General features: G+C 41.3%; 12 protein-coding genes. 2 read left to right on the top strand and 10 right to left on the bottom strand.

The genetic code is table 11. The features are described 5' to 3' along the window. Positions 1-23: 23 nt before the first annotated feature. The 5 genes from pulA to HMPREF1516_RS09295 all read right to left on the bottom strand — a co-directional run bounded on the left by pulA (position 24) and on the right by HMPREF1516_RS09295 (position 8532). Positions 24-2309 carry a type I pullulanase gene (gene pulA, locus HMPREF1516_RS09315; protein ID WP_000286531.1) on the bottom strand — a complete coding sequence of 762 codons (2286 nt, stop codon included), beginning with the start codon at positions 2307-2309 and terminating at the stop codon, positions 24-26. 147 nt (positions 2310-2456) lie between these two features. Continuing rightward, complete coding sequence (gene ligA / locus HMPREF1516_RS09310) at positions 2457-4415, bottom strand: NAD-dependent DNA ligase LigA (RefSeq protein WP_001005749.1); 1959 nt, start codon at positions 4413-4415, stop codon at positions 2457-2459. Between the two features lie 89 nt (positions 4416-4504). Continuing rightward, positions 4505-5683 (bottom strand): MFS transporter, encoded by a 1179-nt coding sequence (locus HMPREF1516_RS09305; RefSeq protein ID WP_001079349.1) that lies wholly within the window; start codon positions 5681-5683, stop codon positions 4505-4507. A gap of 80 nt (positions 5684-5763) precedes the next feature. Beyond that, entirely contained in the window at positions 5764-6627 is an 864-nt protein-coding gene (locus HMPREF1516_RS09300; protein ID WP_033606410.1) for an Rgg family transcriptional regulator, read from the bottom strand. A 3-nt stretch (positions 6628-6630) separates the two neighbouring features. Beyond that, positions 6631-8532: an ABC transporter ATP-binding protein gene (locus HMPREF1516_RS09295; RefSeq protein WP_033606409.1), complete on the bottom strand. Its 1902-nt coding sequence runs from the start codon at positions 8530-8532 to the stop codon at positions 6631-6633. Between the two features lie 226 nt (positions 8533-8758). Here HMPREF1516_RS09295 and HMPREF1516_RS09290 point away from each other — a divergent pair, with 226 nt between their 5' ends. After that, positions 8759-10477: a phospho-sugar mutase gene (locus HMPREF1516_RS09290; RefSeq protein WP_033606408.1), complete on the top strand. Its 1719-nt coding sequence runs from the start codon at positions 8759-8761 to the stop codon at positions 10475-10477. Positions 10478-10588: 111 nt separating this feature from the next. Beyond that, positions 10589-10936, top strand: coding sequence for a thiol reductase thioredoxin (locus HMPREF1516_RS09285; protein ID WP_033606407.1), 348 nt, complete (start codon positions 10589-10591; stop codon positions 10934-10936). A 34-nt stretch (positions 10937-10970) separates the two neighbouring features. Here the strand turns inward: HMPREF1516_RS09285 and HMPREF1516_RS09280 are convergent, their stop codons facing one another. The 5 genes from HMPREF1516_RS09280 to pta form a co-directional block, all read right to left on the bottom strand. After that, entirely contained in the window at positions 10971-11780 is an 810-nt protein-coding gene (locus HMPREF1516_RS09280) for an MBL fold metallo-hydrolase (protein ID WP_033606406.1), read from the bottom strand. After that, a complete protein-coding gene (gene vicK / locus HMPREF1516_RS09275; protein WP_033606405.1) occupies positions 11773-13131 on the bottom strand; it encodes a cell wall metabolism sensor histidine kinase VicK in 1359 nt (452 codons plus the stop codon). The genes HMPREF1516_RS09280 and vicK overlap by 8 nt, the downstream gene beginning before the upstream one ends. Beyond that, a complete protein-coding gene (gene yycF, locus HMPREF1516_RS09270) occupies positions 13124-13831 on the bottom strand; it encodes a response regulator YycF (RefSeq protein ID WP_033606404.1) in 708 nt (235 codons plus the stop codon). The genes vicK and yycF overlap by 8 nt, the downstream gene beginning before the upstream one ends. A 56-nt stretch (positions 13832-13887) precedes the next feature. Beyond that, on the bottom strand, positions 13888-15066 hold the full coding sequence (gene mutY, locus HMPREF1516_RS09265) for an A/G-specific adenine glycosylase (RefSeq protein ID WP_002877683.1): 1179 nt from the start codon (positions 15064-15066) through the stop codon (positions 13888-13890). An 82-nt stretch (positions 15067-15148) separates the two neighbouring features. Beyond that, on the bottom strand, positions 15149-16123 hold the full coding sequence (pta, locus tag HMPREF1516_RS09260) for a phosphate acetyltransferase (RefSeq protein ID WP_000451563.1): 975 nt from the start codon (positions 16121-16123) through the stop codon (positions 15149-15151). Positions 16124-16148 lie beyond the last annotated feature (25 nt).

Raw genomic sequence — 16148 nt, 5'->3', positions numbered from 1 at the left:
CTAAACCTTTTCAGAACATTAATTTACGAGAGTACTTTTAAGACTACGACACTGGTATCATCAATCACATTTGATTCTTTAGAACGACTATTAGACACCAGCATTTCAAGATTTCCTGCATTCTCAAAGTAGAAGGAAGTCCCTTTCGCATTAAAGACTACCAATAAGTGCTCTGGTCCACCGTGAATTTCGTAAACAATCCACCCACTATTTTCAGCAGCTGTATGGACGAAGACATGGCGATAGACTTCTTCGTATGTAGGATAGGAGAAGGCACTGGTCTGTGTTTTTAGGCGAATAATCTGGCGAATAAATTCAATGCTCTCTTGTCTCTCATTGATTAAATCCCAGTTGACCTGGTTGACACTATCCGGAGCATTGTAACTATTCATGGCCCGTTCTCTATCTGCCTCAGTCAGCTCCCCGTTTTCACCAGTAGCAAGGAGTTTAGTGCGGCCAAATTCTTGCCCCAACTCTATAAAGGACATCCCTTGCATGAGAATGCTCATCGCTGTTGCTGTCTCAACCTGGCGCATAATCTTATCTGAACTGTGATTTGGATGAAGGGTCACCAATAAATCATGCAAGTTGTAATTATCATGGGCCTCCACATAGTTAAGGACTTGGTTTGGGCTAAGATATGAGCCCAACTCTCGACTACCAAGAATAGCTTTGGCTACAATCGGTTCTGTAGCAGCACCACTAACAAATCCTGCCTTGATTGAGCCATAAACTTCTCCTCCTTTGATAGCATCTCGCTGATCATCATTGAAGAATCCAATATTTGGCATCTGATAGGCGTTGTCCTTCTTGGCCTTGTCATAAGGTGCAAGACCTGTCCCCATATCCCAACCTTCTCCATAGGTGATAATGCGGGGATCAACTTCATCAAGTGCCCAACGAATTGCCTGCATGGTTTTGACATCGTGAATTCCCATCAAGTCAAAACGGAAACCGTCAATATTGTATTCTTTCACCCAATAAAGGAGTGAGTCAATCATATACTTGCGGAACATTTCGTGTTCACTCGCGGTTTCATTTCCTACTCCTGTGCCGTTTTGGAAGGTTCCATCTGGATTCATACGATAGTAATAATCAGGAACAGTTGTCTGGAAAGGCGCATCAACCGTTGAGAAGGTATGGTTGTAAACGACATCCATAATGACACCGATTCCCGCATCATGATATGCCTGAATCATGGTCTTGAGGTCTCGAATAACCTGTCCAGGATCATCTGGGTTACTAGAGAAACTTGGTTCTGGCGCATTGTAGTTTTGAGGGTCATAACCCCAGTTATAGGTTACATTTCCGTCCTCATCATATTCCTTATGGCGATCAAAGATTGGTTGGAGTTGAACATAATTACAGCCGAGTTCTTTGATATAGTCAAAGGCTGTTGCTTGACCATACTGGTTAACTGTTCCAGTCTGGGCAGCACCAAGGAAGGTCCCTCGAAGGTTTTCTGGAACTCCAGATGTCGGTGATTTTGTAAAATCACGAATGTGCATCTCACAGATAACGGCTTTACATGGATTTTCCAAACGCCAAGGAGCGTCTGTCCCATGTTTAACTTCGAATCCTTCTACCTGTCTATCTTGCTGAGAGAGGATGACAGAACGTTTTCCGTCAGGGCTTGTAGCAATGGTGTAAGGATCTCGTGTCAAAGTCTGGTGGTGTGGAAACTCAATCTGATACTGATAGGCTTTACCTGCAAGATTTTCATCCAAGTCTACACTCCAAACACCAATGGTATTGTACTTATGACTATATGAATAGCTATTCCCACGCTCAAGATTAAAGGTTTTCCAAATCGGCGCGTCGTTACTTGTATTTTCATAAACGACCACTTGGACTGCTGTAGCGGTTGGAGCCCAGAGTTTAAAGCTTGTCTGGTAGTCTGAGATACTATAACCTAACTCTCCTTGGTATCCCCAATGATGATCAAAACTTTCACTGTGAAAGGCTTTATCAAAAGCAAACGGGTTTTGATCTTTATAGTAAGAACTTGTAATGGCTGGATTTTCAGAATAATAAACTGTCTCATCACCATCCAAAATCCAAACCTCAGTCAACAGTGGATAATGGTTAAACCATAGGAGATAGTCCTTTGTCTTTCCATCGATTTCGACAGAAAAGGTCAGAGTATCGAGCCTTTCTGCACTTGTAACTGTAAAGGAGAATTTTGCTCCAAAATAGTCATTTTCATAATACAAATTTTCTTTAACATCTGCTTGTTTTCTACTGAATGAACAAACGGCATAATCCCCATTTTTTCGGTGAAAATGGATGACTACTGGGTATCTATACATTTCTTTTCCTAATTCCTAATTTTAATTTTTAAGTTATGCTGAAGAATTTAACGGGAATTTCAGCACAATAGAGAATAGTTTAATAGATATAAAAACACATCAGGAGAGATAGTTTCAGACTATCTGACATCTATTTTCAACTATTCTTTACAAACTTTCTAGCCAAGCTTCATCTCGAACCTCGATACCAAGTTCTTGCGCTTTTTGAAGCTTGCTTCCTGCATCTGCTCCTGCTACGACAAGATTTGTTTTCTTGGAAACACTGCCTGTGACTTTGGCACCAAGGCTTTCGAGTTTACTTTTGGCTTCAGAGCGTGTGAGACGTTCCAATTTACCCGTGAGTACAACGGTCAAACCTGACAAGGCCGCATCTGCCACTAGTGTCTGTCCTTTGTAGTCCAGATTGACTCCAGCTTCTTTCAACTCGTCTAAGAGAATCTTCGATCCTTCTGTTGCAAAATAAGTCTGAAGGCTTTGTGCAATTACACTACCCAAGCTCTCGATACTTGCTACTTCCTCTGGGTCTGCTTGGGCTAGATTTTCAATAGAGTGAAAGTGTTGGAGCAAGAGTTGGCTAGCCTTGCTTCCGACATGGCGAATTCCCAGACCAAACAAGAGCTTTTCAGCAGAGTTTTCCTTGGATGCTTGAATGGCCTGATACAGTTTAGAAGCAGACTTTTCCTTGACACCTTCTAAAAGGAGAAAGTCTTCTTCTTTCAAACGGTAAATATCCGCCACATCCTTAACCAGATTAGCAGCAAAAAGTTTTTCAACGATAGATGGACCAAGGCCTGTAATATTCATGGCGTCTCGAGAGGCAAAGTGAATCAAACCTTCCATGATTTGGGCAGGACAGCGAGGATTGATACAACGAAGAGCCACTTCATCTTCAAAGTGCAACAAGTCAGAGCCACAACTTGGACAGTTTGTTGGGATATCTAGTTTCTCTTCAGAAACACGCTTGGACTCTACTACACGCAAAACAGCAGGGATGATATCTCCCGCCTTATAAACGATAACCGTATCGTCTTTGCGGATATCCTTTTCAGCAATATAATCTACATTGTGCAGTGTTGCACGGCTAACAGTTGTCCCAGCAAGCTGAACAGGTGTCAGATTGGCAGTTGGAGTGACAACCCCAGTACGGCCTACTGTCCAGTCAACTGAGAGTAGTTGGGCTTCTTTTTCTTCAGCGGGAAATTTATAGGCGACAGCCCACTTTGGTGCCTTAACGGTAAAGCCAAGTTCTTCTTGACCTGCTAGATCATTGACCTTGATCACCACCCCATCAATGTCATAAGGTAAATTATCCCGTTCTTGTCCAACTTCTTGGATGAAATCCCATATCTCATCTATGCTTTCAGCCAGAATTCGTTTAGGATTAACTACAAATCCAAGCTGTTCAAGATGCTCCAAGACTTTTTCTTGACTATCACGAGTAGAAGGGCTGGCTTCTTGATAGAGGAAAGTCGCAAGATTGCGCTTGGCTACTACTGCTGTATCCAGCTGACGCAAGGTCCCCGCTGCTGCATTACGAGGATTGGCAAATTCAGGCTCCCCATTTTCTTGGCGAGCTTGGTTGACCTGATCAAACGAAGCGCGTGGCATATAACACTCTCCACGAACGGTGATATCTAGTTCTTCTGGCAAGGTCAAAGGAATGTCCTTGACACGCTTGAGGTTCTCTGTGATATTCTCTCCAATAGAACCATCCCCACGTGTCGCACCGACAACCAAAATCCCCTTTTCATACGTAAGCGAGATAGATAAACCATCGATTTTCAGCTCACAGATATAGATTGGATGGGGTAATTCCTTTCGAACACGCGCATCAAAAGCTTCTAACTCTTCACGTGAAAAAGCATCCTGCAAACTATAAAGAGGATACTGATGACTGTATTTTTCAAAACCATCTAAAACCTTACCACCAACACGATGGGTCGGACTGTCCGCTAAAACTTGATCTGGATAGGCAGCTTCCAATTCGACCAACTCTCGGTAGAGACGATCGTACTCGCTATCTGACACCGAAGGATTGTCACTCGTATAGTACTCGGTCGCATAGCGGTTGAGCAAGGCAACTAACTCATTCATTCTTTCATTCATAAAACTATTCTACCATAAATCAAGCCCTCCTCACAATAGAGAAGGGCTGAAAAATGGTTCGTAGTGTAATATTTTCTTAAAAAGAGAAATTATAACTCTTTTTTAAAATGACTTCGCACATAAACGAGGGAGAAACAAGACAGGATGACAACCCCGCTTCCAATTATCAGAAAAGAAGAGAGATGAACACTTGGCAACACCGTCATAAAGCCTTTTGCAATCGGCATAAATAGGATGGCTAAGGTAAAAATTGTACTTAGAACTCTCCCCAAGTATTCCCCCTCAACCTTGGTTTGCACCTGAGTAAAAAAGTGAATATTAAAAATCGTCATAAACAGTTCACAGACTAAATTTCCAGAAAAGGAAAGAAAAGTTGGCAGTGGTAATCCCATCATAAAAACTCCAACTCCAGTCAAAGCCAATAGAATCAAAAGATTATAAACACTTGCCTTTATTTTACTAGCTAGAAGAGCTCCGATAATCGAACCAATAGCGCCCATAGTCAAAATACTCGCATAAGCCCCTTCTACCCCATAAAGACGATTTGAAAAGGGGAGGAGAAATTCAAAAGCTGCAAAAAAGAAATTAACACTGGAAGCTACTAACAAAAGAAAAAAGATCTCTTGCTGGTGCCAGATATAGCCAAGTCCTTCTTTCATATCAGCAAAAATATTTTTCCAGCTGAGAGTCTTTTTCTCTTGTTCCTGAGTCTCTTTTTTTGGGGGGAAAGCTACTAAGGTAAATGCAATGAAAAAACTAATGGCATCTAAAACAAGCGTCATATGGAGACTAGAAAATTGTAAAACGATGAAAGAAAGTACAGGGGAGCTAACACCTACAACCTGCAAAACGAGCTCTAAGCGAGCATTATAGGTCACAATCTCGTCTTTCTCTACAACCTCAGTTATAATGGCTTTATTGGCTGTACGAGAAAATGCAAAGGCAACCGCCTGAACAATATTGGCAAAGATCAGAGCAGCAATCATCAAGCTATCATTTCTGATGAAAGAAATAGCTAAACAGAGAATACCACAAACCAAGTCTGTCATCATCAAAATTTTGCGACGCGAAAAGCGGTCTGAAATCACTCCTCCAAAGGGATTGACCAGAATCGATGTGACGAGTTCAGAAATCTGATAAATCCCAAGAACAGTCTGTCCTATCGTTCCCATTGATGCCAGCCAAACACTGTTTCCATAATCATAGAGCATATTTCCTATCTTATTAATCGCACCACGACTAATCAACTGGATTGCATGTCGATTCATATAAAAAGCTCCTCTCAAATTTTGAAACTATTGTATCAAAACTGAAAGGAGTCTCTTTATTTTTCCCTTATTTGGGAAATTTAAGCATTTACAAATTTTTCATAATGTTCCTGATAGTAAGCCACTTGCTCTGGAAGTCCAAGCACATCAAAAATATGCATGGCTTCCTGCATCTGACTACATCCTTCTTCTTTCAAGTCTCTCTGGTAGAGGGCAAAACCTTTGAGATAATGGAAGATATTGCGCTCATAAAGCTTGATACCATTTCCAATCAACTTCTCCACATAGCCCTCAAAATAGTCCGCATCCGTAAAGGAACGGTTTTCTAAACAATGCTGGTAACAGTTAAGAGCTAAAATCAAAACGAGTTTACGATGCCGACCAATTTCCTTGTAGTACTCTTCTCGCTCCATAACTTCTCTGCCAATCCGAGCTACATAGTCCACATTGTAGAAAGTATAGAGGTTCCCAAAAAGAATCAACTCATACATGGTCCATTCTTCTGTTTGAAAAAGATAATCTGCTACCTTTTCCAAATCACTCTGACTCATCGTGTAACGAGCATCTCTTTGACAAATCAGACCTTGTAGCAGAATCCAATTCAGCTCAAAATAGAGGGGATTGGTCGAACTCTTCGCTTTCTCAAGCTGTTCCTTTTGAAGCTTTTGAAAACCTGCAATATCATTTGAGTAGTAAAGCGGAATAATCTGCGCCATTAAGGCAACATGTTCATGATTTTGAAAATCCCTAGCCTTGTCCATGAAATTTTCAATAGTAACATGAATATTATCCAAAATCTCAAAGAAACGGGAAACTGCTAGATCAGACTCCCCAAGCTCGAAGCGAGATAATTGAGAGGTTGAACATGATTCACCTGCCGCCTCTTTTAAGGAATACTTTCCACTTGTTCGAAATTCACGAAATACCTTTCCAAGATGTTCCATTTCTTACACCTGCTCTGATAATTCTTCCCACTCAAGCATATCCTCTTCTTGACGATGGCTGATTTTGTCCAGTTCAGTCTGCAATTCCATGAGTTTTTCAGCATCGTTGGTTTCCAGCATTTGTTCAGAAATGGCTTGACTTTGACTTTCTAACTCTTCAATTTCAGCTTCTAGATTTTCGATTTGTCGCATGAGTTTGCGAACTTCTTTTTGACTTTCTTTCTGGGCCTGATAGTCATTAGCTGGACTTGTTTCTTTTGCTTGATTACTAGTTGAAACTTCTTCTGTCTGGCTCGCTTCTACTTCTGCTTTCTTCTCAACATAGTAGTCATAATCTCCTAGATAGAGGGTCGAACCATTCTCAGACAATTCCAAAACATGAGTGGCGACACGGTTGATAAAATAACGGTCATGGCTGACGAAAAGAAGGGTTCCATCGAAGTCAATCAGGGCATTTTCCAAAACTTCCTTGCTATCAATGTCCAAGTGGTTGGTCGGTTCGTCAAGAATCAGGAAGTTATTGTTTTCCATTGAAAGTTTTGCAAGAAGCAAACGAGCTTTCTCGCCACCTGACAGCATCCCGACTGACTTTTTAACATCATCTCCTGAGAAAAGGAAGGCACCAAGGCGGTTGCGGATCTCAACTTCTGGAGTCAGTTTAAAATCATTCCAGAGTTCATCCAGAACAGTATTACTTGCTGTTAGCTTACTTTGAGTCTGATCATAGTAGCCAACCTCAACATTGGCACCAAATCGCTTTTCTCCCTTGATAAAAGGAATCTGGTCTACTATCGACTTGATAAAGGTTGATTTGCCAATACCATTTGGTCCGACAATCGCAACAGCGTTCATCTTACGAAGGTCTAGGTTGATAGGTTCTGACAATATTTCCCCATCATAGCCAATGGCTGCATTTTCAACAGTCAAAACGACATTTCCCGACGTTTTTTCAGACTGGAAGGTCATATTGGCTGATTTCTTGCCAGCTTCAGGCTTGTCTAAGCGATCCATTTTTTCCAGTTGTTTTCGTCGAGATTGAGCACGCTTGGTCGTTGAAGCTCGGACTAGATTGCGATTGACAAAGTCTTCTAGAGCCGCGATTGCCTTTTGTTGCTTTTCATAGTTTTTTGCCTCAGTAGCTAGCTTTTGCTCCTTTAACTCAACAAAACGAGAGTAATTACCTACATAGCGATCCAAAGAATGCTTGGTCAAATCGAGTGTAACCGTCGCAACCTTGTCCAAAAAGTAACGGTCGTGGCTGACAATAATGAGCGCACCGCTATAGTTCACCAAGTAATTCTCTAGCCAGGCAATGGTTTCGATATCCAAGTGGTTGGTTGGCTCGTCCAAGACCAAAAGATTTGGCTTTTCAAGGAGCATTTTAGCCAGTGCTAGACGAGTATTTTGACCACCTGAAAGCTCGGCAATTTTCATCTGCCACATAGATTCATCAAACTTGAAGCCATTCAAGATAGCGCGGATATCAGCTTCGTAGGTAAAGCCACCAGCCTGACGAAAATTCTCAGACAAACGATCGTAATCTGACATCAGTTTATCCAGATCTTCACCAGACTTTTCACCCATCTCCAGTTCCATCTGACGAAGTTGTGTCTCTGTCCGACGCAAGTCATCAAAGACGTGAAGCATTTCATCATAAATGGTATTTTCAGACTCAAAACGGCTATCTTGGGCTAGGTAAGACAGAGAAATATCTTTTTTCTTATTGATTTCTCCACTAGTTGGCTCCTCTTCCCCAACCAAAATCTTTAAAAGAGTAGACTTACCTGCACCATTTTTCCCAACAAGAGCAATTCGGTCTCGTTCATCAACTTGCAGATTGATATTATCAAAAAGAACCTCTCCAGCAAAAGATCGTTCAATTTTATTGGCTTGTAAAATAATCATACAACTATTTTACTATCTTTTTCTTTTTTTCACAATTACAATAGAAAGGTTCGAGTAGTAAACCCGGACTATTCATCTTCTTTTTCATTAGAAAGCGTATTGGGCTATTCTTCTACAATGAAATAAAAGTAAATTTCCTACATTTTAAGTTATGCTAACGTTTTACTAAAATATCAAATCGTGATATAATGAAAGCGATTAAAGCAATAGATAAAGGAGATACTCTATGACTTACCAAGAAAATTATCAAAAATGGGTCGATTTTGCCGACCTTCCCGACTATCTTCGTCAAGATTTAGAAAACATGGACGAAAAAACAAAAGAAGATGCTTTCTACACCAATCTTGAATTTGGTACTGCAGGTATGCGCGGCTTGATCGGTGCAGGTACAAACCGCATCAATATCTATGTTGTTCGTCAAGCAACTGAAGGTTTGGCTCGTTTGATTGAGTCAAAAGGTGGAAATGAAAAAGAACGTGGTGTGGCAATTGCCTACGATAGCCGTCACTTCTCACCTGAATTTGCCTTTGAATCTGCTGCAGTTCTTGCTAAACACGGTATCAAATCTTACGTATTTGAAAGCCTCCGTCCAACTCCAGAACTCTCATTTGCAGTTCGTCACCTCAACTGTTTTGCAGGTATCATGATTACTGCCAGTCACAATCCTGCTCCATTTAACGGTTACAAGGTTTATGGAGAAGACGGTGGACAAATGCCTCCACATGATGCAGATGCTTTGACCACTTACATTCGTGCTATCGAAAATCCATTCGCTGTCGAAGTTGCTGATGTCGAAGCTGAAAAAGCTTCTGGCTTGATTGAAGTCATTGGCGAAGCTGTTGATACAGAATACCTTAAAGAAGTTAAAGACGTAAACATCAACCCAACCTTGATTGAAGAATTCGGTAAAGACATGAAGATTGTCTACACACCACTTCATGGTACTGGTGAAATGTTGGCTCGTCGTGCTCTTGCTCAAGCAGGATTTGATTCTGTTCAAGTCGTTGAAGCGCAAGCGACTGCAGACCCTGACTTCTCAACTGTAAAATCTCCAAACCCAGAAAGCCAAGCAGCCTTCGCCCTTGCTGAAGAACTTGGTCGTCAAGTTGGTGCAGATGTGCTTGTTGCAACTGACCCTGATGCTGACCGTGTTGGTGTTGAAGTTCTTCAAAAAGATGGAAGCTACCTCAACCTTTCAGGTAACCAAATCGGTGCTATCATGGCTAAATACATCTTGGAAGCCCACAAAAATGCTGGAACTCTTCCTGAAAATGCTGCTCTCTGCAAATCGATTGTATCAACTGACTTGGTAACGAAGATTGCTGAAAGCTACGGCGCAACCATGTTCAACGTTTTGACAGGTTTCAAATTTATCGCTGAAAAAATCCAAGAATTTGAAGAAAAACACAATCACACTTACATGATGGGCTTTGAAGAAAGCTTCGGTTACTTGATTAAACCATTCGTACGTGATAAAGATGCTATTCAAGCTGTTCTTGTCGTTGCTGAACTTGCTGCCTACTACCGTTCACGCGGTTTGACACTTGCTGACGGTATCGAAGAAATCTACAAAGAGTACGGCTACTACGCAGAAAAGACTATCTCTGTTACCCTTTCTGGTGTTGATGGTGCTGAACAAATCAAAGCGATTATGGCTAAATTCCGTAACAATGCTCCAAAAGAATGGAACACAACAGCTATCACTGTCGTAGAAGACTTCAAGGCTCAAACTGCTACTGCTGCTGACGGAACTGTTACAAACTTGACAACTCCTCCAAGTGATGTGTTGAAATATACACTTGCTGACGGTTCGTGGATTGCAGTTCGCCCTTCAGGTACAGAACCAAAAATCAAGTTCTACATTGCCGTTGTGGGTGAAAGCAATGAAGATTCACAAGCTAAGATTGCCAACATCGAAGCTGAAATCAATGCTTTTGTTAAATAAGAAATTATAAAAGATGAGACCAACCAATCTCATCTTTTTTTCGTATCAAATCTAAGCATTTTTAGAAACTTTATGGCATACTAGACTTATCAATGAAAGCGAGGTAATCTCATGGAACAATTTTTAGAAAACATTAAAGACCTTGAAGTCACTACAGTTGCTCGTGCACAAGAAGCTCTTGATAAAAAAGAAACTGCAACCTTCTTTATCGGTCGCAAAACTTGCCCTTACTGCCGTAAATTTTCTGGCACATTGGCAGGTGTCGTAGCTGAAACTAAAGCCCACATCTACTTCATCAACAGTGAAGAACCAAGCCAACTCAATGAATTGCAAGAATTCCGCTCACGTTATGGAATCCCAACCGTACCAGGATTTGTTCACATTGCGGATGGACAAATCAAAGTCCGTTGCGACTCTTCCATGTCAGCACAAGAAATCAAGGAATTTGCTGGATTGTAAAAGATATATAAAAAAGAAGGCACCCGCCTTCTTTTTATATATCTGTTAATGGTGTTGCAGTATCTGGTGAGGTATCATAAACCTTAAAGTCTACTCCGACTCCCAGATCCGCTTGCGCTAGCTGGTTTACCATAGTCATATGAGCCAGCTCCTTGATATTGTTCTCTTTGGATAAATGCCCAAGATAGATTTTCTTAGTCCGATTTCCCATTGCACGAATCATGGCCTCAGCACCATCCTCGTTAGAAAGGTGACCGAGATCCGATAGAATTCGCTGTTTGAGTCGCCAAGCATAAGATCCTGCTCGCAAAATCTCTACATCGTGGTTGGACTCTATGAGATAACCGTCCGCATTTTCGACTATTCCAGCCATACGGTCACTTACATAGCCTGTATCGGTCAACACGACAAAACTCTTGTCGTCTTTCATAAATCGGTAAAACTGGGGTGCTGCCGCATCATGGCTAACACCAAAACTCTCAATATCGATATCGCCAAAGGTTTTGGTTTTACCCATTTCAAAGATATGCTTTTGCGAAGAATCAACCTTGCCAAGATACTTGCTATTTTCCATAGCCTGCCAAGTCTTTTCATTGGCGTAAAGATCCATGCCATATTTACGAGCCAAGACACCGACCCCATGAATATGGTCTGAATGCTCATGCGTAATCAGAATCGCATCCAAATCTTCAGGTTTGCGATTGATTTCAGCTAGCAGGCTGGTAATTTTCTTACCAGACAAGCCCGCATCTACTAGGATTTTCTTTTTTGGGGTTTCCAGGTAAAAGGAATTCCCACTAGAACCTGATGCTAAAATACTGTATTTAAAGCCTTTTTCACTCATTCTGGTCTTCTATTTCGTCCTCCCATATTTCTTCTTTTACGGCATCCTTATCATAAGGGAGCACTATTGTAAAGGTTGAGCCCTTACCGTATTCACTTTTGGCCCATATAAAGCCATTGTGTTGTTTGATGATTTCTTTTGCGATAGCCAGACCTAGACCGGTTCCACCTTGAGCCCGACTTCTTGCACGATCCACACGGTAGAATCGGTCAAAGATCTTCGGCAAATCTTGCTTTGGAATACCTAGACCTTGGTCTTTGATGGATAAAATCATCTGGTCATCAGTGGTCTTCATGCTGACCGTAATCTTCCCACCATCTGGTGAATACTTGATGGCATTGTTAAGAATATTATCAATCACCTGGGTCATCTTATCCGTATCAATCTCAATCCAAACTGAGGTTATTGGATAATCTCTCACTAGCTCATATTTTTTCTCTTCATCCTGATTTCTCATCTTATCAAAACGGTTGAGGATGAAGGTGATAAAGGCTGTAAAGTTAATCAACTCTATATCCAGTTTAGTAGTCGCATTGTCAATACGAGATAGATGCAAGAGATCTGTCACCATACGCATCATACGGTTGGTTTCATCGAGTGAGACCTTAATAAAATCAGGGGCGACAGGATCATACAGAGCTCCCTCATCCAAGGCTTCGAGATAAGATTTAACACTGGTCAAAGGAGTACGCAACTCATGACTGACGTTCGAAACAAAGAGTCTTCGCTCACGCTCTTCCTTCTCTTGCTCGGTCGTATCATGTAAAACGGCAACCAAACCAGAGATGAAACCTGACTCACGGCGGACAAGGGCAAAACGTACACGAAGGCTCAAATATTCTCCATTAGCATCCTGAGAATCAATCGTCAACTCAGGTATCTGTGTAATCAGGTCACGCAGTTCATATTCATCTTCTATCTTTAGTAATTCGAGAATGCTTTTATTCAGAACATCTTCTTTCTGCACACCTAGCTGTTTTTTTGCCATATCGTTGATCATAGTAATCTGGCCACGGCGATTGGTCGCAAGGACACCATCTGTCATATAGGAAAGAATGCTATGCAGCCTTTTACTCTCTTGTTCCAAATTTTCTTGAGTCAAACGAATAACTTCTGACAAATCATTCAGATTATTGGTGATGTTGGTGATCTCTGTACTACCCTGCAAGTCCAAAACTTGAGAATAGTCACCTGCAATTAAGTCCTTAACCTTCTGATTTATCTCTTTTAACCGGATGTTATCCCGACGGTTTTCCAGCAACAACAAGGTCACAACTAGGATAAAGCCAAGTAAAATTAGGATAAAGATAAAATCACTGGTCAGAATAGTTTGTCTAATATCTTCAATCATTATTTTTCATATAGTAGCCAACACCACGACGTGTGAGGATATATTCTGGACGGCTTGGTGTGTCTTCAATTTTTTCACGCAAACGTCGGATAGTCACGTCCACTGTACGAACATCACCAAAATAGTCATAACCCCATACAGTCTCAAGTAAGTGTTCACGCGTAATCACTTGTCCAATATGAGAGGCCAAGTGATACAAGAGTTCAAACTCACGGTGGGTCAAATCTAATTCCTCACCATATTTCTTAGCCACGTAAGCATCTGGAACGATTTCCAAATCACCAATTTGTAAGGGCTGCGTCTTCTTCTCATCAGACTCTTGGCTATCCACAGAAACTAGATCTGTACGACGAAGCAGAGCCTTGACACGTGCTTGCAACTCACGGTTTGAGAAAGGTTTTGTAACATAATCATCTGCACCTAACTCTAAACCAATAACCTTGTCAAACTCGCTATCCTTAGCTGATAGCATGATAATCGGCACGCTACTAGTCTTACGAATAGCTTTAGCAACTTCTAAACCATCAATTTCAGGGAGCATCAAGTCTAGAATAATAATATCCGGTTGCTCAGCTTCAAATAGCTCAATTGCTTCACGACCATTGAAGGCTGTAACAACTTCATAACCTTCCTTGGTCATATTGAACTTAATAATATCCGAGATTGGTTTCTCATCATCTACAATTAATATTTTTTTCATTTTATCACCTTTTCTCTATCTATTATAACAAAAAAATACAAAGAAGGCACAAATGGCTACTGTAAGCCTTCATCTTCAAAAGTTGTTTTATAAGCCTGCCAAATCTTTTGTTGAGGTTTAGCAAGTGGATAATCAGAAAACTCCTGAGGAGAAACCCAACGAACTTCTCTGTCAGAAAACTGTTTTGTTTCCGTCACTTGACCTGCTAGGATTTGAATATGCCATTTCCGATGACTAAATACATGCTTGACCTGGTCAAATACTTGCTGGGACCAATTCACTTCTAAATCATAATCCTGCTCAAAGTTTTCTTGGGGACTTGGTCCAAAAGCTCTGCTTTCCTCTTTGACTTGTGAAAAGAGATCTAGTTGATTATCATCGCTAGAGAAATCATCAACTTCAATCAGTGGGAAATGCCAAAAACCAGCTAACAGTTTCTCACTTTCATTTTTCTCTAGTAAATATTGACCACGGTCATTGCACACAACCAAAGCCTTGAGATAGATTGGGAGGGGCTTTTTCTTGGGTTCTTTAATCGGATATACATCCATAGTTCCATTCTGATACGCCGCACTAAAGTCCTTAACAGGGCTTTCTTCTGGTCTAGGATTAACTGGCGCCTCTATGTCAGAACCTAAATCCATCAGAGCTTGGTTAAAGTCTCCTGGCCGTTCTGGGTCAATCAATATTTCCATCATGGCTTGGAAAATCTTTCGATTACTGGGAACTCCGATATCATGATTAACCTCAAACAAGCGTGCCAAAACCCGCATGACATTGCCATCGACCGCTGGCTCGGGCAAGTTAAAAGCAATACTGGATATGGCTCCTGCCGTGTAAGGGCCAATTCCTTTCAGACTAGAAATGCCTTCATAGGTGTTTGGAAATTGCCCCCCAAAGTCAGCCATAATCTGCTGAGCTGCAGCCTGCATATTGCGCACTCTAGAATAATAGCCCAAACCCTCCCAAGCCTTCAGCAGACGCTCTTCAGGCGCATTCGCCAAACTTTCTACTGTTGGAAACCCGTCCAAGAATCGTTCGTAGTATGGAATAACTGTATCCACTCTGGTCTGCTGGAGCATGATTTCAGATACCCAGATGTGATAAGGATTTTTACTTCTCCGCCAAGGCAAATCTCGCTTGTTTTCATCATACCAGTTGAGGAGTTTTTCACGAAAAGACATAATCTTCTCCTCCGGCCACATGACGATACCGTATTCTTTCAAATCTAACATATATCTAGTATAACATAGAAGCTTCTAACTGTCCTTTTCTCAGTACTAAAAAGCCTCTTCCCATGGGAAAGAGGACTAAATCTTATTGATGAACTGCTTGAGCTGCTGTGATAAGGGTCAACTTGTACACATCATCTGCATTACATCCACGAGAAAGGTCGTTAACAGGTTTGTTCAAACCTTGCAATACAGGACCTACAGCCGCAAAACCACCGAGACGTTCTGCAATCTTATAGCCAATATTCCCCGCTTCGATACCAGGGAAGATAAAGACAGTTGCTTGCCCAGCAACGTTACTTCCTGGAGCTTTCAATGCTGCAGTTTCAGGGTGGAAGGCCGCATCAAATTGCAATTCTCCATCGATTTCAAGGTCAGGACGCAAATCGTGTGCAATTTTTGTTGCTTCAACAACTTTATCAACACTATCACCAAAACCTGAGCCTTTAGTAGAGTAGCTCAACATTGCAATTTTAGGTTCGATGCCAAACATTTTAGCTGTAATAGCTGAGTTGATAGCAATCTCAGCCAAGGCTTCCGCATCTGGATTGATATTAATGGCACAGTCACCAAATAGGTAACGTTCCGTACCACGAACCATGAGGAAGGCACCTGACGTACGAGTAACGTTTGGACGAGTTTTAATGATTTGTAGGGCTGGGCGAACTGTTGAGGCAGTTGAGTGAATAGCTCCTGACACCATACCGTCAACCAATCCCAAGTATACTAGCATCACACCAAAGTAGTTGACATCTTCAACCAAAACTTTACGCGCTTCTTCTTCAGTCATTTTGCCCTTACGACGCTCTACTAAAGCAGCAACCATTTCTTCAAATTGAGGATAGTGTTGAGGATCAATTACTTCATAACCATCCATGATCCCTTCGATTTCAAGATAAATTTTGATTTTTTCTGGGTTCCCAAGCAAAACAGGAACAACTTCTGTTTCTTTTACCAAGCGTTTTGTTGCCTGAAGAATACGAGGTTCTTCCCCTTCAGGGAGAACAATACGAGCATTTTTGCCAACTAAGTTGGCTTTGAGATTTTCAAAAACTTCCATGAGTTTTCTCCTTTAAGAAAATAAA

Source organism: Streptococcus sp. CM6 (assembly GCF_000526095.1).
GTDB classification, from domain to species: domain Bacteria; phylum Bacillota; class Bacilli; order Lactobacillales; family Streptococcaceae; genus Streptococcus; species Streptococcus oralis_BW.
Note: the sequence above shows the minus strand (reverse complement) of the source record. Positions and strands in the feature narration are given on the sequence as shown.

Excerpts from the sequence above, each read along its gene's own strand:
- pulA (WP_000286531.1), bottom strand. The coding sequence starts at position 2,309 with ATGTATAGATACCCAGTAGTCATCCATTTTCACCGAAAAAATGGGGAT.
- ligA (WP_001005749.1), bottom strand. The coding sequence starts at position 4,415 with ATGAATGAAAGAATGAATGAGTTAGTTGCCTTGCTCAACCGCTATGCG.
- HMPREF1516_RS09305 (WP_001079349.1), bottom strand. The coding sequence starts at position 5,683 with ATGAATCGACATGCAATCCAGTTGATTAGTCGTGGTGCGATTAATAAG.
- HMPREF1516_RS09300 (WP_033606410.1), bottom strand. The coding sequence starts at position 6,627 with ATGGAACATCTTGGAAAGGTATTTCGTGAATTTCGAACAAGTGGAAAG.
- HMPREF1516_RS09295 (WP_033606409.1), bottom strand. The coding sequence starts at position 8,532 with ATGATTATTTTACAAGCCAATAAAATTGAACGATCTTTTGCTGGAGAG.
- HMPREF1516_RS09290 (WP_033606408.1), top strand. The coding sequence starts at position 8,759 with ATGACTTACCAAGAAAATTATCAAAAATGGGTCGATTTTGCCGACCTT.
- HMPREF1516_RS09285 (WP_033606407.1), top strand. The coding sequence starts at position 10,589 with ATGGAACAATTTTTAGAAAACATTAAAGACCTTGAAGTCACTACAGTT.
- HMPREF1516_RS09280 (WP_033606406.1), bottom strand. The coding sequence starts at position 11,780 with ATGAGTGAAAAAGGCTTTAAATACAGTATTTTAGCATCAGGTTCTAGT.
- vicK (WP_033606405.1), bottom strand. The coding sequence starts at position 13,131 with ATGATTGAAGATATTAGACAAACTATTCTGACCAGTGATTTTATCTTT.
- yycF (WP_033606404.1), bottom strand. The coding sequence starts at position 13,831 with ATGAAAAAAATATTAATTGTAGATGATGAGAAACCAATCTCGGATATT.
- mutY (WP_002877683.1), bottom strand. The coding sequence starts at position 15,066 with ATGTTAGATTTGAAAGAATACGGTATCGTCATGTGGCCGGAGGAGAAG.
- pta (WP_000451563.1), bottom strand. The coding sequence starts at position 16,123 with ATGGAAGTTTTTGAAAATCTCAAAGCCAACTTAGTTGGCAAAAATGCT.